A 17,918-nucleotide genomic window follows, 5' to 3' on the forward strand; every position below is an offset into this window, starting at 1 on the left:
ATGCGTTGGGTGGGCGGCTATCGGCCGGAAGAAATGGACTGTTCGAGCAATGCCGCGGGGCGCGCACCGGTGGCGAAACGCCAGGCCTGGGCGGGCGAAAATGCGAATAGGTGGGCGACCAGGACGTCGGGGAATTGCTCGATGCGCAGATTATGCAGGGCAACCAGCTGGTTGTAGCCTTCGGCCTGTTCGGCCAGGGTTGCGTCCAGGCGGTCGATTTCGGGGCTGTCCAGGCCGATATCGCGGCGCAGTTCGGCCAGGCAGGCACGCAGGCGGGTTTCCGCTTCGCCCAGCCGGACCATATCGTGCGATTCGCGGGCCATGGCCGCCGCCGCGCAAACTTCCAGCAAGCCATCCAGGCTGGCCGGCTCGGTGCGGGCGCGCCGGCAACCTTCCACCAATTCGCGCAGCAGCGCCTGCCGCTGGGCCAGTAGCGTTTCGATATCGGCCCAGCTGTGCTGCATTTCGTGCCGCAATGCGACCAGCCGGTTGTAGCGCATCGACATATGGATCAGCACTACCACCAACAAGGCGATCAGTATCAGCAAGGGCATGGCGGGTTTCCTGTGGTCTATTTGCCGGCGTAAAGGACAAACATGGCCGGCCGTTTCTTCAGTTCGGGGCGGGCTTCGCTTTTCCAGCGCGCCACGCTGCGCGAGACGATCAGTTCCTCCGCGCAGCTGAGGTCGCGCGCCACGGTAAGTTGGCTGGTTGGACGGCAGGCTTGCAGGATGGCATCCACCATGGCGTCGTTGCGATAAGGTGTTTCGATAAACAGCTGCGCTTCGTCCAGCTTGGCCGAATCGCGTTCCAGCTCGCGCAATTTATCCTGGCGCGGACCCGGCTCGATCGGCAGGTAGCCGTGGAAGCGAAAGCGTTGGCCGCTGGCGCCTGCCGCCATCAGGGCCAGCAGGATGGAGGACGGTCCGACCAGCGGAACCACCCGGATGCCATGGCTATGGGCCAGGCGTACCAGCTTGGCGCCGGGGTCGGCCACGCCGGGGCAACCGGCTTCGGAGATCACGCCCACGTCATGGCCGGCCAGCAAGGGCGCCAGCAGGCCCGCCAGCTCGGCATCGCGGGTATGTTCGTTCAGCTCGTGCATGCTCAGGTCGGCCATCATCCGTTCCGGGCCGTAGAGTTTGAGGAAGCGCCGGGCGGTCTTGGCGTTCTCGGCCACCCAATGCGCAATGCGATTGGCGGTAGCGCGTACATCGGCCGGGAGGATCGCTTCCAGCGGGCCGTCGCCCAGCGGGGCGGGGACGAGATAGAGTGTGCCGGTGCTCATAGCAGGGGAAAGCCTTCCTCGCGCAGCATGCGGCACAGTTCGATCAGGGGCAGGCCGATGATGGCCGCCGGATCGCTGCCTTCCATGCTTGCGATCATGGCGATGCCCAGGCCTTCGGTCTTGGCGCTGCCGGCGCAATCGTAGGGCTGTTCCCGCCGCAGGTAAGTGGCGATCTCCTCATCGCTATAATCGCGCATGGTGATCCGCCATGGCACCACCGTCTCCTGGGTACGGCCGCTGGCGGCATGGTGCAGCGCCAGGGCGGTATGGAAGACGATGGTTTGGCCGCGCATGGCACTGAGTTGCGCGAAGGCGCGCTCGTAATTGCCGGGTTTGCCCAGTTGTTCGCCGTGCAAAAGCGCCACCTGGTCGGAACCGATGATCAGGGCCTGAGGAAAGCGGCCGGCCAGCGACAGCGCCTTCAGACGCGCCAGGCGCGAGGCGGTGGCGGCGGCCGATTCGCCGGGGAGCGGCGTTTCGTCGCAATCGGGGGCGGCCACTTCGAACGCGACGCCCAGGCGGGCCAGCAATTCGCGTCGATAGGGAGAGGTGGAGCCAAGAACAAGTGTGGGTGCGGTCATGGAGATGGGCCTTGCCGGTCGGGATGGCGGATGGGGGTGGTTGGCCAGCCCGCCCGGACCAGATTTTTTTGACGTTTCAAGGGAGGCGAGTATATCATTGCCGGCTTTATGTCAGACCATACCTTCGATAGCGGCGAATTTGCCCGCCGGGAACAGACACTTCAGGGCGAATATCCCCTGGCCGAGTTGCCGCGAGTGTACGCCGAGATCCAGGTGGGCGGGCCGGTGCAGTATGTACTGGTGGGCGGCACCGACAAGTATCGGCGCTACTCGCTTGATCTGGGTCTGAAGGCCTGTCTGGAATTGAAGTGCCAGCGCTGCCTCAAGCCGCTGGAATTCGATCTGGATGTGTCGACGCGCTTTACCCTTTTCGGCCGGCAAGAAACGCTGGATGCAGCGGAAGCCGACGATGAGGATCTGGAAGGCATGCTGATGGAACGCGAGTTCAGTCTGCGTAACCTGATAGAAGATGAGATTTTCCTGTCGCTGCCGTTTGCGCCCTTGCATGATGAATGCGAGGAAAATGCGGCGACAGACACGGCCATCGCGCCGAAGAAGCCGAACCCGTTTGCCGTGCTGGCGGATTTAAAAGGCAAGTTGCAGCGCGGCGAAGACTAAGTTTGTTATTTTCGAGTTTGATTCAGGAGCACAACCATGGCCGTTCAACAGAACAAAAAATCCCCGTCCAAGCGCGGCATGCATCGCGCTCACGACTTCCTGACCGCACCTGCGCTGGCCATCGAGCCAAGCACCGGTGAAGCCCATCTGCGTCACCACATCAGCCCTAACGGCTTCTACCGTGGTCGTCGCGTGATCAAGGCCAAGGGCGAATAATTGTCCTTTGCTAGGTCAGGCAATACCAAGGCGCGCTCCCATCGGGACGCGCCTTTTTAGTTTCATGCCGATCATTACCATGAAAGACTGTGCAATTGCCGATGGGGTCCTCCCGCGCGGCGGTATGGTATGACGATGAGTAGCCAGATGGAAATAACAGTCTCGATCGATGCAATGGGCGGCGATCATGGTGCGCATGTCACCGTGCCGGCCGCGCTCAAATTCCTCAAGGCCCATCCCGATGTCAACGTGGTGTTGGTCGGGCTGGGCGATGCCATCGAGGCGGAGCTGAAGGCCCGCCATGCGAGCGCGGGCCCGCGCCTGCGCGTACACCATGCCAGCGAGGTGGTGGCGATGGATGAAGCGCCGCAGCTGGCCTTGAAGAACAAGAAGGATTCCTCCATGCGCGTCGCCATCAACCTGGTAAAGACGGGCGAGGCGCATGCGTGCGTTTCGGCCGGCAATACCGGCGCCCTGATGGCAACCGCCCGTTTTGTGCTGAAGATGCTGCCGGGTATCGAACGTCCGGCCATCGCCAAGATGTTGCCGACCATGCGCGGTTCCAGCTGTGTGCTGGACCTGGGCGCCAATGTCGATTGCACGCCTGCCCAGCTCTACCAGTTCGGCGTGATGGGGGCCATGCTGTTCGGCGCGCTCAACCACCGCGATAACCCGTCGGTGGGCCTGCTCAATATCGGCTCGGAAGAGATCAAGGGCAACGATGCGGTGAAGGAGGCGGCTGAATTGCTGCGCGCCTCCAAGTTGAATTTCTACGGCAATGTCGAAGGCGACGATATCTACAAGGGCACCGTCGATGTGGTCGTATGCGACGGCTTTACCGGCAATGTCGCGTTGAAGACATCAGAGGGCCTGGCCAAGATGATCGGTCAGTTCCTCCGCGAGGAATTCTCCAAGAGCTGGTGGCGTAAATTGATCGCCGTGGTGGCCGCGCCGGTGTTGCTGAGCTTCCGCCACCGCATGGACCCCCGCCGCCTGAACGGCGCCAGCCTGCTCGGTTTGCGCGGCATCGTGGTGAAGAGCCATGGCGGTGCCGACAGCTTTGCCTTTTATTGCGCTTTGGAGCAGGCGCTGGAAGAAGCGCGCTCCGGCGTGCTGCACAAGATTACCGAAACCCTGGCCAGCCACACGGCCTTGACCGCCACTCCGGCGGAACCCGAATGAGCGCGCGGGCCTCGACGCCCCGCGTGTTATCAACGACCTGCGCGGCAATGTTCCGCGCGGGCGAATTCCAAGCGAACCCATGCCGACCCGGCATTGGATGGAGAGACCGACGTGCCGTATTCCCGTATCGTGGGGACGGGCAGCTACCTGCCCGCCCGTATCCTCAGCAATGCCGAACTCGCCCAGCAAGTCGATACCAGCGACGAGTGGATCGTCAGCCGTACCGGCATCCGCCAGCGCCATATCGCGGCCGACGACGAACTGACCAGCGACCTGGCCCTCAAGGCCAGCCTGGCGGCCCTGGCGTCCGCCGGCGTGGCGCCCGCCGAACTGGACCTGATCATTGTCGCCACCACCACGCCCGATGTGGTGTTTCCAGGCACCGCCTGCATCCTGCAGGACAAGCTGGGCGTGCATGGCTGCCCGGCATTCGACGTGCAGGCGGTGTGCGCCGGTTTCGTCTATGCATTGACCACGGCCGATCAATACATCCGCACCGGTATGGCCAAGACGGTGCTGGTGGTGGGGGCGGAAGTATTCTCGCGCATTCTCAACTGGGAAGATCGCGCCACCTGCGTGCTGTTCGGCGATGGTGCCGGCGCGGTCGTGCTGAAGGCGTCGGAGGAGCCCGGCGTACTGGTCTGCAAGCTCAAGGCGGATGGGCGCTACCGCCATATCCTCACCACCCCGGCCAGCATCATGCATGGCGATGTCAGCGGCAAACCCTTCCTGCATATGGATGGACCGGCGGTGTTCAAGTTCGCCGTCAAGGCCTTGGCCGAATTGGCCACCGAAACGCTGGCCGCCGCCGGCCTGCCGCAGTCCGAGCTCGATTGGCTGGTGCCGCACCAGGCCAATCTGCGAATAATCGAGTCGACCGCCAAGCATTTGGGCCTCAGTATGGACAAGGTCGTGGTGACGCTGGACCGGCACGGCAATACCTCGGCGGCGTCGATTCCGCTGGCTTTCGACGAAGCGGCCAAAGCTGGCCGATTCAAGCCTGGCGAGCTCCTGCTGCTGGAAGGCATAGGCGGAGGATTCGCCTGGGGATCGGTACTGCTGCGTTGGTAGGAGAGGGGCGCACAATCTCGAACAAGCGCCTGCTTGCTAGCGGTCGCCACGGCGTAGCGGTACTATCCGCGCGCTTTTGACGTCAACGCCGCCGAAAAAGGGAGACGCGTGTTCAAGATCTACGGTTCGCCGTTTTCGAATTACCACAATAAGGTCAAGCTCGCCCTGCTGGAAAAGGGCGTGGCCTTCGAGGAGGTCACCACCGCGCCATCGCGCCGGGACGACTTCCTGGCCCGTTGCCCCACCGGCAAGATCCCGTTCTTCGAGGTGGCCGGCGGCGGCTTCTGTGAAAGCCAGGCCGCCCTGGAGTACCTGGAAGAATGCTATCCGGCCGTCCCGCTGCTGCCGGCCGACGCGCTGGCCCGGGCCAAGGTGCGCGAGCTGATCCAGGTGCTGGAGCAGGACGTGGAGCTGGTGGCGCGCCGCCTGCTGCGCCATGCCCAGTTCGGCGCCCCCCTGGCCGAGGCGGTGAAGGAGGAGGTCGCCGTCCAGCTGGATGCCGGCCTCGCTTCGTTCGGCCGTCTGGCAAGCTTTTCTCCCTGGGTGATGGGCGACACCTTCACCCTGGCCGATTGCGCCGCTGCGGTGCATATACCGCTTACCACCCGGATTACCACGGCAGTCTATGGTCGCGACTGGTTCGCCGATCTGCCGGTGGCCGCCTATCTGGCCCAAATGAAACTACGTCCGGCCTACCAGGCCGTGCGTGCCGACCTGGCCGCCGCCAAAGCTGCGCGGCAGGATGCGGACAAGACAAGGAAATGACCGTGAAACTCGCATTCGTCTTCCCCGGCCAGGGCTCGCAGGCCCTGGGCATGCTCAACGCCTACGCCGATCTGCCGGTCGTGCGCGATACCCTCGCCGAAGCGAGCGCCGCGCTCGGTTTTGATCTGGCCGCCATGATCGCCGACGGTCCGCGTGAAGCACTGGATGCCACGGTGAACACCCAGCCGGCCATGCTGGCCGCGGGTGTAGCCACCTATCGTGCCTGGCTGGCCAGCGGCGGCCGCGTACCGGATGTACTGGCCGGACACAGCCTCGGTGAATATGCCGCCCTGGTGGCGGCCGGCGCCCTGGATTTCGCCGATGCCATCCGCCTGGTCAGGCTACGGGCCGAAGCCATGCAGGATGCCGTGCCGGTCGGGCAGGGCGGCATGGCCGCCATCCTGGGGCTGGACGATGACGCCATCCGGGCGGCCTGCGCCGAAGCGGCCCAGGGCGACGTGGTGGAGGCGGTCAACTACAACTCGCCTGGCCAAGTGGTCATTGCCGGCAGCCGTGCCGCCGTCGATCGCGCCTGCGAGGCCTGTAAGGCCCTTGGCGCCAAGCGTGCGCTACCCTTGCCTGTGTCGGTGCCGGCGCATTGCGCGCTGATGCTGCCGGCCGCTACCCGGCTGGCGACGGCGCTGGCCGGGATCGAAGTCCGTGCGCCGGGCATCCCGGTGATCCACAACGCCGATGTCGCCGCCTACGACGACCCGGCCCAAATCAAGGATGCGCTGGCGCGCCAGCTGCACAGTCCGGTACGCTGGGTGGAAACGATCACCCTGCTGGCGAACCAAGGCGTGACGCTGGTGGTCGAATGTGGGCCCGGCAAGGTATTGGCCGGTTTGAACAAACGTATCGTCGCAGGCCTGAACAGCGTCGCGCTGACCGAGCCCGCCGCCTTCGACACCCTCAAGGCCGCACTTTGAATCGCATCATCGCTACCTACCAAAGCATGCGCCTGGCGGACAAGCTGTTCGTGCCGGTGGCCTTGCTATTGGCCGTGTTGCGGCTATCCGATGGTGTACGGCATGGGCAGGTGTGGGCCTTTGCCGCCGGTATCGGTTTCGCCGCCTACGCCGTGGGGAAATTCCTGCAATACCATGACGCCGAGACCCGCGCGGCGGGTGGCCGGGCCATGACGCTGCAAGCGGCGGGCATAGGCTTATGGCTGGCATCCATGATCTGGCGGTTTGCCGTCGATTGATTTTTACTCGCAACAAGGAATACGACGCATGTCTCTGCAAGGCAAAGTCGCGCTGGTTACCGGCGCATCGCGCGGCATCGGTCGTGCCATCGCCGAAACGCTGGCGCGCGATGGGGCGACCGTGATCGGCACCGCCACCAGCGCAGCCGGCGCACAAGCCATTACGGACTATCTGCAGGCCGCCGGCCTGGGTGGCATCGGCCTGGCGCTGGACGTCAACGACAGCGCCGCCGTCGAAGCGGCCCTGGCCGAGATCGAAAAGCAACACGGTCCTATCGCTTTACTGGTCAACAACGCCGGCATCACGCGCGATCAATTGCTGATGCGCATGAAGGAAGACGACTGGGATGCAGTGCTGGATACCAATCTCCGTTCGGTATATCGGCTGTCCAAAGCGGTATTGCGTGGCATGATGAAGGCCCGCTGGGGCCGCATCATCAGTATTGCCTCGGTGGTCGGCAGCGCCGGCTCGGCGGGGCAAACCAACTACGCCGCCGCCAAGGCTGGCATGATGGGTTTCACCAAGTCGCTGGCACGCGAGGTGGGAAGCCGCAATATCACGGTGAACTGCGTGGCGCCCGGCTTTATCGATACCGATATGACGGCGGGCCTCGCGGACGACTACAAGCAGAAGCTGTTGACCCAGATTCCGCTGGAGCGGCTGGGCCAACCACAGGAGATCGCCGATGCGGTCGGTTTCCTCGCCAGCGACAAAGCTGCTTACGTGACCGGCACCACGCTGCACGTGAACGGCGGCATGTTTATGAATTAACGGGGGAATTTCCCCTTTTACTTGCGTGACGCGTTTTTTGCTAGAATGCGGGCGCTTTTGACCATCCAACACGAAAGGCTTGGGTTCAAGAATGGAAAATATCGAACAACGCGTGAAGAAGATCGTCGCCGAGCAATTGGGCGTCAACGAAGCCGACATCAAAATCGACTCCTCTTTCGTTGAAGACCTGGGTGCCGACTCCCTCGACACCGTTGAACTCGTGATGGCGCTCGAAGAAGAATTCGAGTGCGAAATTCCGGATGAAGAAGCCGAAAAGATCACCAATGTTCAGCAGGCCATCGACTACGTCAAGGGTCACCCGGCTAAGTAAGCGTGATGGGTGATACGCCATGCCCCCTGTGGACATGGGCCAGTTGAACCGGACAAGACCCCTGTGCGATAGCATCGTGCAGGGGTCTTGTTGTATAAATCGCTTGATTTGAGCAGTTGCTAGTTCGGCAACGGTAGCGCGCCCGGCCGTCGATCGTCGGTGCGGCCGCCAAGCCATATGATTAGGAAGACAGCTATGTCCAAACGCAGAGTCGTCGTTACCGGCCTGGGTCTTATTTCGCCAATCGGCAACGACGTCGCCACCGGCTGGGGCAATCTGCTCGCCGGGATGTCCGGTGTCAGCCGCATCACCCGCTTCGACGCCAGCGACCTGGCCTGCCAGATCGCCGCCGAAGTAAAGGGTTTCGATGTAAGCCAGTACATGTCGGCCAAGGATGCACGCCGCATGGACCTGTTCATGCATTACGGCATTGCCGCCGCTTTCCAGGCCGTGGCCGACGCCGGCCTGGACGATGCCGGCATCGATCCGAACCGTATCGGCGTCAATATCGGCTCGGGCATCGGCGGCTTGGGCATGATAGAAGACACCGACGGTGTCCTCCGCGAGCAGGGCCCGCGCAAGGTCACACCGTTTTTCATTCCCGGCACCATCATCAATATGGTGGCGGGCCAGGTATCGATCATGAAGGGCTTTCGCGGCCCTACCTATGGCATCGTCTCGGCCTGTACCACCGGTGCGCATTGCATCGGCGACGCAGCCCGCATGATCCAGTACGGCGATGCGGACGTGATGGTGGCGGGTGGGGCGGAAAGCGCCATTACCCGGTTGGGCATCGCCGGCTTTGCCTCGGCACGGGCGATGTCCACCCGCAACGATGACCCGGCCACGGCCTCGCGTCCCTGGGATACCGGCCGCGACGGCTTTGTGATGGGCGAGGGTGCCGGTGTGCTGGTGCTGGAAGAGTACGAACACGCCAAGAAGCGTGGCGCCACCATCTATGCCGAACTGGCCGGTTTTGGCATGAGCAGCGATGCCTACCATATGACCGCTCCCAGCGAAGACGGCGAAGGCGCCGCGCGCGGCATGAGCAATGCACTCAAGGACGCCGGCCTCAACGCCGACCAGGTGCAGTACGTGAATGCGCACGGGACCTCCACGCCGCTGGGCGACCTGGCCGAAACCGTCGCCATCAAGCGCTGCTTCGGCGACCACGCCGGCAAGCTGGCGGTGAACTCGACCAAGTCCATGGTTGGCCATCTCCTGGGCGGGGCAGGGGGCGTTGAAGCGGTGTACTCCGCCTTGGCCATCCACCATCAGGTCAGCCCGCCCACCATCAATCTGCATGACCAGGACCCGGCCTGCGATCTCGACTACGTGGCCAACACGGCGCGCGAGATGCGGATCGATGTTGCCATGTCCAACTCCTTCGGCTTTGGCGGTACCAACGGTACGCTGGTGTTCAAGCGGGTTTAAATGGATTGGCGAGGTAGGGGAGGCATCGCGAAATACGGACATTGCGCAAGCTGACGCTTGCCAAACCCGGGCTCACACGGGAGACTGCGCAGCGTTTCCCTCAGCCTGTCGTGCGATGCCTACCCTAGCGCTTACTGCCGCGCCCGATCTTCTGGCGCTGGCGGCGGCCCATCCGGCCGTATTTCCGTATCTACTGCAGTCGGCCGGCGATAACGGCTGGGATATCCTGTTTGCCCTACCCGAGGCGGTGCGCGTGTATGCCGCCCACGAGGGGCGGGACTTGCAGGCCGATCTGGCGGCCATCCAGGTGGCGCCGCGAGCGGAAGGCAACCGTTCAGCCCGTATACCCTTTACCGGCGGCTGGTTCACCTATCTCGGTTACGAATGGCTGGAGACGCTGGAACCCCGTGTCGCAGCCCGAGCCGACGATGGGTTTCCCTTGGGACTGCTGGCGCGCGTGCCGGCTGCCATCGCGCTGGACCGGCATAGCGGCCAGGCCCATCTGGTGGCGGAAACCGACGAACAGATGGCCCGCCTGCAAGCCTTGCTGGCCGAACCGGTGGATTTCAGCGCCAAGCACATCGTGCTGGCCGGCTTGAGCGAAGACGACCCGCAAGCCTTTCTCGACGGCGCGCTGCGCTGCAAGCAATACATCCGCGATGGCGATGTATTCCAGGTCAATCTCTCGCGTGGATGGGATGCGCAGCTGGGCGGCGGCGCCGGACCGCTGGATCTGTTCGCCCGTTTGCGCCAAGCCAATCCGGCGCCGTTCTCGGCCTATGTCGATTTCGGCGGCGGGCAGGCCGTGGTCAGTTCCTCGCCGGAGCGGCTGGTTCGTATCGACCACCACGCCAGGGTGGAAACCAGGCCCATCGCCGGCACCCATCCCCGCTCGGCCGATCCGCTTGAAGACGAAGCACAGAAGGCGCGCATGCTGGCATCCGCCAAGGAGCGGGCCGAACATATCATGCTGATCGACCTGGAGCGCAACGACCTGGGGCGCCTTGCCGTGCCGGGCACCGTCAAGGTCGATGCGCTGATGGAGGTGAGCAGCTACACCTATGTCCATCATCTGGAATCGACCGTCAGCTGCACCATCCAGTCCGGCCGCAATGTGGCCGACGTGGTGCGCGCCCTGTTCCCCGGCGGCACCATCACCGGTTGTCCCAAGGTGCGCTGCATGCAGATCATCCGGGAGTTGGAAGACCGGCCGCGCCGCGCCTATACCGGCAGTCTCGGCTATATCAACCTGGATGGGTCGCTGGATCTGAATATTCTGATCCGCACCTTTATGCAGGACGGCGATATGCTGTATTTCCGCGCCGGCGCCGGCATCGTGGCCGATAGCGATCCGGACCGTGAACTGCAGGAGACCCGTGCCAAGGCGCGGGGATTGTTGCGCGCCCTGGGTATCCACCATTCGTAGGAACAGCAGTCGCTTGGATAGGAGAGCGAGCATGTCGGGCAAACTGGCACGCCTTGTCGGCGTATTGGGGTTGACTGTGGTGACATTGAATAGCGCTTTTGCCGAGGAAAAGCCGGCAGGCGCCGCCGGTACCATCAGCCTCGATACACCGCGCGGCGCCAAGCTGGAACTGATCGCCGACCTACCGGAGGGCAAAGGGCCATTCCCGGCGCTGATCCTGGCGCCGGGCACCCTTTACCATATGCGCCAACCGCTGCTGGCACGCCTCGCGGAGGACCTGCGCGGCCGGGGCGTGGCCGTGCTGCGCTTCGATTGGGCTTATTTCAGCCGGGACAAGAAGTCAGGCCTGCCCGGCGAAGGCAATGCCGACGAGCTGGAGGATATGCGCACGGTGCTGAATTTCGCCCGTCAGGACAAGCGCCTGGACGGCAAGCGAATGATGCTGGGCGGCAAATCGCTGGGCTCCCTGGTGGGCTGGCGGGTCTTTCGGTCCGCGCCGGAGCTGCAAGCCGCGCTGCTGCTCACGCCGGTATGCAGCCGTGAGAATCAACAGGGTGTGCCGGTAGCCGAAATGGATGCCAATTACCCTGGATTGGCGGAGGAAAAGCGTCCGCTGGCGCTGGTTTCCGGCGAGCGCGACCCGCTCTGCCACAATCCCATCTTGTACAGCGCCTTGAGCCGGGCCGTTCGGCCGGTGCGGGTAAGCATTATCGGCGGCGACCACGGTTTCCGCCTCGGCGATGGCAAGGATGCCGCCACCCTGGCGCAGAACGAGCGCAACCTGGCCCTGGCGGTCCATGCCGCCAGCGATTTTGTGCTCACCGTCCTCAAGCCTTGAACATGCACGATATCTTGGTCGATGGCATCGCGCCCGCCACGGTCTCGCCGCGCGACCGTGGCCTGGCGTATGGCGACGGGGTTTTTCGGACCCTGCGCTGCCAGGAGGGCCGCCTGCTGGCTTGGCCGCGCCACTACCGCAAATTGCAGGCCGATTGCGCCGTATTGGGGCTGGACTGCCCATCCGAAGCGCGCTGGTTGGCAGATATTGCCCAGCTTGCGCCTACCACCGCTGCAATCAAGCTGACCGTGACACGCGGCGTGGGCGCGCGCGGCTATGCCTGCGACCCGGCCGCGCCGGTCACGCGGCTGGTGCAAGCCGGCCCCTTGCCCGATTACTCCGCCGTACAGCGCCAAGGGGCAAGGGTGCGCCTTTGCGATTGGTTGCTGGGCAGCCAGCCCGGCCTGGCCGGCGTCAAGCACCTGAACCGGCTCGATCAGGTGATGGCGCGGCGCGAATGGCAGGACCCCACGATATTCGACGGTTTGATGCGCAATGGCCGCGATGAGCTGGTGGAAGGGGTCATCAGCAATGTGTTCCTGCTGCGCGGCGATTGCTTGCTGACCCACCCCCTGACCGATTGCGGCGTGGCCGGCGTGCTGCGCGAACTGGTGCTGGAAGTGGCTGCGGCGCAGGGGCTGCAAGTGCTGCTGCAAGCCTTTGACCTCACCGCCCTGACCCACGCCGATGCGTTGCTGCTGAGCAATAGCCTGGCGGGCGTGCTACCCGTCGCCCAGTGTGGTTCAATGAGCTGGCATGATTTTCGCATTGCGGAGCGGCTGAATCTTGCCATCTCCCGTATCGCCTTCGAGGAAAGCCTTCCATGTTCACCCGCCTAGTCCTGCTCGCCCTATTGAGTCCCGTCGCCTTTGCCGCACCATCCAAATCCAAGGCCGAACCCATCGTGCTGGCGGACAAGTATTCACCCATCTTCTACGAGCATCTACAGGGCAAGGAAAGAACCCGCTGCGAGCAATATGTGCGGGAATTGACGCTGATGGCCAAACGCCAGCAAATGGGCATCCGGCCCGGCGATGCCACCAAGATGACGGCCAAGCGGCAGTTGATAGAAGCGAACTACGATAAGTATTGTCTACGCTTGCAGAAGTAAAGGGGCATTCACAAAGTCCAGAAGCTCTTGCTCGCACGCGGATACCAAAACGGAAACGTGGCCGCTCCGCAATTCGTCCACGATGTCCGAGTAGGCCTTAAAGCGCTCGCCAGACCGTTCTGGTGGCGGCTCCACGGCGAAAAGTACCTGATCCGGCAAAAGCTTGCGCGCCCGAAGACGGCGTAACTTTTGCAACCAGGCGTCACCATGCTCGTAGATCAGTTGAGGTTCGGCTTGTGACAAGTTGAACGGCTTAATGATCTTGATAGCGTGCACATCATCAAATTGAACGAAGGGGAACTTCGCCGAGTACGCGTCATCACCGATACGGTGCGGCTTAAACGGCCGCTCCAGTGCCAAACCCTTCAGTAGCGTATGGATGCGACGCTCAATACGCTGCTCGACGTACTCGGGCGTAACGAAGTCACGCTCTACATAACGAGCGAATAATTTTTGCAAAGCTGCTTCAGGCTCTTCCACCAACAATGCACGTGGCTGGCCGAAGCGCAAAATTGCCTCGCGAGGATGAACCAGATGGCTGAACATCTCACGTATCAGCTTTGCATCTGGTAGTTGATGCGTCACGAGGATTGCACCAATGCGTTTCAATTCTCCGGCTAAAAGCTTTATCGAATCGGTATAAACGCGACCGTCTAGCTCATCAAAGAAACGCGTGATGCGCGAATATCGACGATCTTGCAATTTGAAGCCGAAGTAGCCACTTTGCGGGCACGCCAAAACAATGCCTACATTGGCGAACTCGCCTGTTTCTGCATACGGTAAGAACTGAACAATGGCATAGCGGCAAGCAAGTTTCGTCATACCATCCTCCAGAAGTCAGGGGTGGAACACCGCGCCAAACGGGCGCGGGCTGCATTTGTATCAAAGTTGGCCGGAACATCACGCTCCGCGTTCGCCCAGTGCCACTCTTCAGGTACATTATCGCAAGCCGAATCGAACACGGCTAACAGATTTGCCAGGCGGGTAGCAGATTCCGCACGCCCGACAAGGTTGTCGAAGATTGTCGGCGCAATATCGGCAAAAACGTGATGCTTTAGGAACAGCGAGGGGTCGAAGTCCGCGTCGAAGGCGCGATTATGGTCAATTACCACTAGGCTAGCAGTAGCACTATCCCACAACAGGTTGGGGTTTGTAGTAAGGCGGTCGCCATTCCTGACCCACCAGTCGAATAGCAGCAGATCACACTTCAGCTTGTCTGGTACCCGACAAGCAAAGCTTGGTTCGAACCAGGATGTTCCAGGATACTGGCGTGAGCCAAACGCTAACCCAACGCCGAGCTCGCGCCAAGCAGCTGGTGTCTCCACTATGAGTTCGGCAGGGATATCCACGACGCAAAAAGCCGGCAACGGTAGGCCAAGCGCCATACCGAGGTGCCCGCATGTCCATTCACTCCATAGACTATGGCGGTCGGTGTTTTTTCCCTTCACATAGTAAAACGCGTCATCTTCTCCTCTGCAGAGGTATGGTCGCGACAAGCCCTGCTCTGATGGGCCAAGGATTTCAATAATTTGAACGGGCATCTCTAGCAAATTTGGCGCTCCTATTATTTAGGCCGCCACGCAACTTTACGTGAGACAGGGTGTAATGGGAACTTGGAGTGACTTGCCGGCTGGCGCTCCTCCCTGCAATGGTCCGACAGGTAGTGAGCTACACTTGAAAACCACCCCAGTCCAACGGAGTCGACCCATGGTGCGCGCCCTCCTGCTGCTGGTTCTTGCCTTGAGCGCCGGCCCATTGCATGCGGCAGAGCCCAAGGTGCTGCGGATCGCCGCCAATCCCAATCTGTCGCACCTGGAGCTGCTGCAAAACTTCGGTCCCATGGCCAGCGCCCTGGAGAAGGAGCTGGGCGTCAAGGTCGAGTTGGTGAGCGGCAAGAACTACGACGACACCATACGGCTCTTGAAGGCCGGCGAAGTCGATATCGCCGGCACCGGGGCCTATGGTTATGTCTCCGCCCAGGCCGAATTCGGCGCCCGCCTGGTGGTGCGCTATGTGGAAGAGGGCGGCGATGCCTATCGCGCGGTATTGGTCGTGCGCATAGACAGCGGGATAGTCGCGGTGCGCGAGCTGAAGGGCAAGCGGATCGCCTTTACCGATACCAAGTCTACTTCGGGCTATGCACTCCCGGTGCTGGAGCTGCAGCGCAATGGCATCGGCCTGAAGGATATCCAGCCCGAGTTCGTCAAATCCCAACCCAACTCCGCGATTGCTGTTTTTAACCGGCAGGTCGATGCCGGCGCCATCGCCGACAACCAGCTCAATGAGAAATACGGCGTCAAGCTGGATGAGCTGAAGGTGATCTGGCGCTCCGAGCCTATCCCGCATGGCATATGGATGGCGGGACCGGCCATGCCGGCCGACGAGCTCAAGCGGATCGCGGCCGCCATGCTGAAAATTTCAGCCAGTCCGGAGGCCCGGCAGATGTTCGCCCGCGCCTCGGTCAAGGGCTTTATCGCCGGCCGCGACAGTGACTTCGATTCGGTACGCGGTGCGCGCCAAATGCTGGAGGCGTCCAAGGAGGCGGCGGTCAAGGCGACGGGTGCCCGTTAACTACGCGACCAAGGGAGCAACCGCCAAGGTGAAATAGAACGTCGCACCCTGGCCGATGCTGCCCTCGGCCCAGATCCGGCCGCCATGGCGGTGCACGATGCGGGCAGCGGTGGCGAGCCCGATGCCGCAGCCTTCGAACTCATCCGCCGAATGCAGCCGCTGAAAGGCGCCGAACAACTTGACGGCATGGTCCTGGTCGAAGCCGGCGCCGTTGTCGCGGACGAAGTAGACCCACTCCTCGCCGACCCGCTCGCGGCCGAATTCGATGCGGGCCTGTGCCCGCTTGGCGGTATATTTCCAGGCATTGCCCAATAGATTCTGGATCAGGGCCTGCAACATGGCCCAGTCGCCCAGGTCCGGTAAGGCGTTTTCGATCCGGACCTCTACCTGGCGTTCCGGCTGGCTGCCGCGCAAATCCTCGATCACGGCCATGGCCAGCAGGGCCAGGTCCACCTGCCGCGGCACCAGGCTGCCTCGACTGACTTGGGAGAGCGCCAGTAGTCCATCGATCAGCGCGCCCATGCGCTGGGTGGCGCGGGTAATGCGCGCGAGATAGCCGCGCGCCTCCTCGGGCAACCTGTCGCCATGATCCTCCTGCAGCATCTGGGCGAAACCGGCAATCCCGCGCAAGGGAGAGCGCAGGTCGTGCGATACCGAGTAGCTGAATTTTTCCAGTTCCTGGTTGGCCGCCGAGAGGGCCAGCGTGCGCTGCGCCACCCGCAGCTCCAGCTCGTCACGATAGCGCTTCAGTTCCTCTTCGACCGCCTTCAACTGGCCGAGATCCTGCAGGACCACCAGCAGATAGGCCAGTTCGCCGCCGGCAGCCCGATAGGCCGAGACCGTGCACAGACACCAGACATAGTCGCCCGCGCGGCTGCGATAGCGTTGTTCGGCTTGCCAGCCGGCGACATCGCCGGCGCTCACCTTGGCAATGGCGGTATGCATGGCCGGCAGGTCGGTGGGATGGCAGAGCTGTTCCAGGTCGGGCAGCGGCAAGGCGCTATAGCCCAATAGTTCGTTCAGCCTATGGTTGCTGCGTAGCCAATGGCCATTCGCCAGCAGATGGCCGATGCCCACCCCGGCCAGTTCGAACTGGATACGAAACTCCTGTTCGCTGGCCCGTATTGCGTCCAACTGGGTCCGCACCTCGGCGCTCATATGGTTGATGGTGGCCGCCAACTCGGCCACCTCCAAGGCGCCGCTTTCCGGCAGGCGCTGGCTGAAATCGCCGGCCGCCACCGCCCGGCTGGCCTTGGCGGCCTGTTGCAGGCTGCGGGTCAGCCAAATACCGATGCCCCCTAGCAGCAACATGCTCAAGCCCAGCGCCGCCGTGGCGATCAGGATGCCTTGCTGTACCAGGTCGGCCCGGGTGGTGGCGATGATGCGGGTCGAGATGCCCAGGCGGATCTGGCCCAGCCGCTGGCCGGCCAGGGTGACCGGTCGTTCGATATGGTAGGCGCCCTGGCGGATCGCCAAGTCCAGGTCGTCGCTGAGGGCGGGCAGGGGGGCGTCGAACGGCAGGCCGGCCTGGGCCACGCGCCGCCCTTTCGTGTCGCTGACGCTGAGATAGACCAGCTCGCGGTCATGCTCGCTGACGGCCACCGCCAGGAAGTCCTGCAGACCGGCATAGTCGCGCTGCAGCAGATACGGCAACAGGGCGGCATTGAGCATGGGGGTGGTTTGCGCAACGATGGCTTCGATACTGCTGTGGGCGGCGTTATCGATCAAGCGTACGGAGTTGGCGATCAGCACGCCCAGCACCGCGGCCTCGACCAGCATGCTGGTGACGATCAGGCGAAAACGCAGAGAGCGGGGCCACGGAAAGGGCATGGGTAGGCGAGGTCGGCAGTGATGGCATGGAAGCTACGCATAGGCGTCTAGCTTCAGCGTAGCAGCGGGATGTGCCCTTGACAGCGCAATCGACGTAAGTGAAAAGAACGTAAAGCGCGCAGCCGGCTTCTATATTAATAATCGCGCATATATCATATTTATTTGGTAGTTTCTGGCTTGGAAATAATTAATGCTAAAGACTGGATTGCTGAAAAAAATGCCATAAGAATAACCATGAAAATATGTGGCGTGATTAAAACAATATTTCTTGTAGTTGACGAATCGTTCGATTTTGGGTGCGTCTTGGAGTACTTTTACTGCGGCTTCCAAGCGATGGCAAAAGCATCGTGGCGGTAGCCCGGGGAGCGCCGGTCGAAGAACCGGGCTCGGTTCTCGGCTAGTCTCTCCGGCACACTCAACCAACTGTGAAGAGGAAGACTCATGGACAACATCGAAGCAGCAAACCTCGTTGAAATGTGGCGCAATGAAGCCGGCGACAGCAATCCTGCCGGTGCTCTGTACGTGAGCGGCGAATATGCCGAAGCCGATATCGCCATGTCGATCCGTCCCCTGACCTGGGGTGGTTGCGGCACTGCTTGTTCCGGTTCGTCGCGCTATATGTGCTGTTGATTTTCTAGGGTAGCGCCGACAGGCCGGCAGCGCCGGCGACGCTCCTT

22 protein-coding genes are annotated in these 17,918 nt (G+C 62.4%); 16 read left to right on the forward strand and 6 right to left on the reverse strand.

All coding sequences use genetic code 11. The annotated features are described in order from the left end of the window. Positions 1-17: 17 nt before the first annotated feature. From FNU76_RS16835 to FNU76_RS16845, 3 genes are read right to left on the reverse strand one after another with little or no spacing between them, the layout of a single operon-like run. Complete coding sequence (locus FNU76_RS16835; protein WP_144279264.1) at positions 18-554, reverse strand: LemA family protein; 537 nt, start codon at positions 552-554, stop codon at positions 18-20. 17 nt (positions 555-571) lie between these two features. Then, on the reverse strand, positions 572-1,288 hold the full coding sequence (locus FNU76_RS16840; protein WP_144279265.1) for an SAM-dependent methyltransferase: 717 nt from the start codon (positions 1,286-1,288) through the stop codon (positions 572-574). Continuing rightward, positions 1,285-1,869, reverse strand: coding sequence for a Maf family protein (locus FNU76_RS16845; RefSeq protein WP_144279266.1), 585 nt, complete (start codon positions 1,867-1,869; stop codon positions 1,285-1,287). The genes FNU76_RS16840 and FNU76_RS16845 overlap by 4 nt, the downstream gene beginning before the upstream one ends. A 108-nt stretch (positions 1,870-1,977) precedes the next feature. On the opposite strand from FNU76_RS16845, the gene FNU76_RS16850 reads away from it, so the two are divergent. The 14 genes from FNU76_RS16850 to FNU76_RS16915 all read left to right on the forward strand — a co-directional run bounded on the left by FNU76_RS16850 (position 1,978) and on the right by FNU76_RS16915 (position 12,840). Next, the gene (locus tag FNU76_RS16850; RefSeq protein ID WP_144279267.1) at positions 1,978-2,487 is read left to right on the forward strand and encodes a YceD family protein; all 510 of its coding nucleotides are present in this window, start codon (positions 1,978-1,980) and stop codon (positions 2,485-2,487) included. Between the two features lie 36 nt (positions 2,488-2,523). After that, positions 2,524-2,703, forward strand: a complete 180-nt coding sequence (gene rpmF, locus FNU76_RS16855) for a 50S ribosomal protein L32 (RefSeq protein ID WP_028447854.1) — start codon at positions 2,524-2,526, stop codon at positions 2,701-2,703. Positions 2,704-2,850: 147 nt separating this feature from the next. Then, positions 2,851-3,885, forward strand: coding sequence for a phosphate acyltransferase PlsX (gene plsX / locus FNU76_RS16860; RefSeq protein ID WP_144279268.1), 1,035 nt, complete (start codon positions 2,851-2,853; stop codon positions 3,883-3,885). A gap of 111 nt (positions 3,886-3,996) precedes the next feature. Continuing rightward, positions 3,997-4,956 (forward strand): beta-ketoacyl-ACP synthase III, encoded by a 960-nt coding sequence (locus FNU76_RS16865; RefSeq protein WP_144279269.1) that lies wholly within the window; start codon positions 3,997-3,999, stop codon positions 4,954-4,956. Positions 4,957-5,064: 108 nt separating this feature from the next. After that, entirely contained in the window at positions 5,065-5,721 is a 657-nt protein-coding gene (locus FNU76_RS16870) for a glutathione S-transferase family protein (RefSeq protein ID WP_144279270.1), read from the forward strand. Positions 5,722-5,723: 2 nt separating this feature from the next. Continuing rightward, complete coding sequence (fabD, locus tag FNU76_RS16875; protein ID WP_144279271.1) at positions 5,724-6,650, forward strand: ACP S-malonyltransferase; 927 nt, start codon at positions 5,724-5,726, stop codon at positions 6,648-6,650. Continuing rightward, a complete protein-coding gene (locus tag FNU76_RS16880; RefSeq protein WP_144279272.1) occupies positions 6,647-6,928 on the forward strand; it encodes a hypothetical protein in 282 nt (93 codons plus the stop codon). Before fabD ends, FNU76_RS16880 begins: the two co-directional genes overlap by 4 nt. Positions 6,929-6,947: 19 nt before the next feature. Further along, positions 6,948-7,700 carry a 3-oxoacyl-ACP reductase FabG gene (gene fabG, locus FNU76_RS16885; protein ID WP_444542087.1) on the forward strand — a complete coding sequence of 251 codons (753 nt, stop codon included), beginning with the start codon at positions 6,948-6,950 and terminating at the stop codon, positions 7,698-7,700. 91 nt (positions 7,701-7,791) lie between these two features. Beyond that, positions 7,792-8,031 carry an acyl carrier protein gene (gene acpP, locus FNU76_RS16890; protein ID WP_144279274.1) on the forward strand — a complete coding sequence of 80 codons (240 nt, stop codon included), beginning with the start codon at positions 7,792-7,794 and terminating at the stop codon, positions 8,029-8,031. A gap of 195 nt (positions 8,032-8,226) precedes the next feature. After that, positions 8,227-9,465, forward strand: coding sequence for a beta-ketoacyl-ACP synthase II (gene fabF / locus FNU76_RS16895; RefSeq protein WP_144279275.1), 1,239 nt, complete (start codon positions 8,227-8,229; stop codon positions 9,463-9,465). A 115-nt stretch (positions 9,466-9,580) separates the two neighbouring features. Further along, on the forward strand, positions 9,581-10,891 hold the full coding sequence (locus tag FNU76_RS16900) for an aminodeoxychorismate synthase component I (RefSeq protein ID WP_144279276.1): 1,311 nt from the start codon (positions 9,581-9,583) through the stop codon (positions 10,889-10,891). Between the two features lie 31 nt (positions 10,892-10,922). Beyond that, a complete protein-coding gene (locus FNU76_RS16905) occupies positions 10,923-11,729 on the forward strand; it encodes an alpha/beta family hydrolase (RefSeq protein WP_144279277.1) in 807 nt (268 codons plus the stop codon). A 2-nt stretch (positions 11,730-11,731) separates the two neighbouring features. Then, positions 11,732-12,568, forward strand: a complete 837-nt coding sequence (pabC, locus tag FNU76_RS16910; protein WP_144279278.1) for an aminodeoxychorismate lyase — start codon at positions 11,732-11,734, stop codon at positions 12,566-12,568. Next, the gene (locus tag FNU76_RS16915; protein WP_144279279.1) at positions 12,553-12,840 is read left to right on the forward strand and encodes a hypothetical protein; all 288 of its coding nucleotides are present in this window, start codon (positions 12,553-12,555) and stop codon (positions 12,838-12,840) included. Before pabC ends, FNU76_RS16915 begins: the two co-directional genes overlap by 16 nt. Here FNU76_RS16915 and FNU76_RS16920 read toward each other — a convergent pair. After that, positions 12,823-13,662: a DUF3037 domain-containing protein gene (locus tag FNU76_RS16920; RefSeq protein ID WP_144279280.1), complete on the reverse strand. Its 840-nt coding sequence runs from the start codon at positions 13,660-13,662 to the stop codon at positions 12,823-12,825. The genes FNU76_RS16915 and FNU76_RS16920 overlap by 18 nt on opposite strands. After that, positions 13,659-14,381: a HipA family kinase gene (locus FNU76_RS16925; RefSeq protein WP_144280727.1), complete on the reverse strand. Its 723-nt coding sequence runs from the start codon at positions 14,379-14,381 to the stop codon at positions 13,659-13,661. Before FNU76_RS16925 ends, FNU76_RS16920 begins: the two co-directional genes overlap by 4 nt. Positions 14,382-14,547: 166 nt before the next feature. Here FNU76_RS16925 and FNU76_RS16930 point away from each other — a divergent pair, with 166 nt between their 5' ends. Further along, positions 14,548-15,411 (forward strand): phosphate/phosphite/phosphonate ABC transporter substrate-binding protein, encoded by an 864-nt coding sequence (locus tag FNU76_RS16930; RefSeq protein ID WP_179958157.1) that lies wholly within the window; start codon positions 14,548-14,550, stop codon positions 15,409-15,411. Here FNU76_RS16930 and FNU76_RS16935 read toward each other — a convergent pair whose 3' ends face one another. Beyond that, a complete protein-coding gene (locus FNU76_RS16935) occupies positions 15,412-17,241 on the reverse strand; it encodes a sensor histidine kinase (RefSeq protein WP_144279282.1) in 1,830 nt (609 codons plus the stop codon). 441 nt (positions 17,242-17,682) lie between these two features. Here FNU76_RS16935 and FNU76_RS16940 point away from each other — a divergent pair, with 441 nt between their 5' ends. Then, entirely contained in the window at positions 17,683-17,871 is a 189-nt protein-coding gene (locus FNU76_RS16940) for a DUF6229 family protein (RefSeq protein ID WP_144279283.1), read from the forward strand. The last annotated feature ends 47 nt before the right edge of the window (positions 17,872-17,918 follow it).

Source organism: Chitinimonas arctica, from assembly GCF_007431345.1.
In the GTDB taxonomy this organism is placed as follows: domain Bacteria; phylum Pseudomonadota; class Gammaproteobacteria; order Burkholderiales; family Chitinimonadaceae; genus Chitinimonas; species Chitinimonas arctica.

Excerpts from the sequence above, each read along its gene's own strand:
- FNU76_RS16900 (WP_144279276.1), top strand. The coding sequence starts at position 9,581 with ATGCCTACCCTAGCGCTTACTGCCGCGCCCGATCTTCTGGCGCTGGCG.
- fabF (WP_144279275.1), top strand. The coding sequence starts at position 8,227 with ATGTCCAAACGCAGAGTCGTCGTTACCGGCCTGGGTCTTATTTCGCCA.
- FNU76_RS16850 (WP_144279267.1), top strand. The coding sequence starts at position 1,978 with ATGTCAGACCATACCTTCGATAGCGGCGAATTTGCCCGCCGGGAACAG.
- pabC (WP_144279278.1), top strand. The coding sequence starts at position 11,732 with ATGCACGATATCTTGGTCGATGGCATCGCGCCCGCCACGGTCTCGCCG.
- acpP (WP_144279274.1), top strand. The coding sequence starts at position 7,792 with ATGGAAAATATCGAACAACGCGTGAAGAAGATCGTCGCCGAGCAATTG.
- FNU76_RS16905 (WP_144279277.1), top strand. The coding sequence starts at position 10,923 with ATGTCGGGCAAACTGGCACGCCTTGTCGGCGTATTGGGGTTGACTGTG.
- FNU76_RS16940 (WP_144279283.1), top strand. The coding sequence starts at position 17,683 with ATGGACAACATCGAAGCAGCAAACCTCGTTGAAATGTGGCGCAATGAA.
- FNU76_RS16840 (WP_144279265.1), bottom strand. The coding sequence starts at position 1,288 with ATGAGCACCGGCACACTCTATCTCGTCCCCGCCCCGCTGGGCGACGGC.
- FNU76_RS16930 (WP_179958157.1), top strand. The coding sequence starts at position 14,548 with ATGGTGCGCGCCCTCCTGCTGCTGGTTCTTGCCTTGAGCGCCGGCCCA.
- FNU76_RS16925 (WP_144280727.1), bottom strand. The coding sequence starts at position 14,381 with ATGCCCGTTCAAATTATTGAAATCCTTGGCCCATCAGAGCAGGGCTTG.
- rpmF (WP_028447854.1), top strand. The coding sequence starts at position 2,524 with ATGGCCGTTCAACAGAACAAAAAATCCCCGTCCAAGCGCGGCATGCAT.
- FNU76_RS16845 (WP_144279266.1), bottom strand. The coding sequence starts at position 1,869 with ATGACCGCACCCACACTTGTTCTTGGCTCCACCTCTCCCTATCGACGC.
- FNU76_RS16920 (WP_144279280.1), bottom strand. The coding sequence starts at position 13,662 with ATGACGAAACTTGCTTGCCGCTATGCCATTGTTCAGTTCTTACCGTAT.
- plsX (WP_144279268.1), top strand. The coding sequence starts at position 2,851 with ATGGAAATAACAGTCTCGATCGATGCAATGGGCGGCGATCATGGTGCG.
- FNU76_RS16915 (WP_144279279.1), top strand. The coding sequence starts at position 12,553 with ATGTTCACCCGCCTAGTCCTGCTCGCCCTATTGAGTCCCGTCGCCTTT.
- FNU76_RS16935 (WP_144279282.1), bottom strand. The coding sequence starts at position 17,241 with ATGCCCTTTCCGTGGCCCCGCTCTCTGCGTTTTCGCCTGATCGTCACC.
- FNU76_RS16835 (WP_144279264.1), bottom strand. The coding sequence starts at position 554 with ATGCCCTTGCTGATACTGATCGCCTTGTTGGTGGTAGTGCTGATCCAT.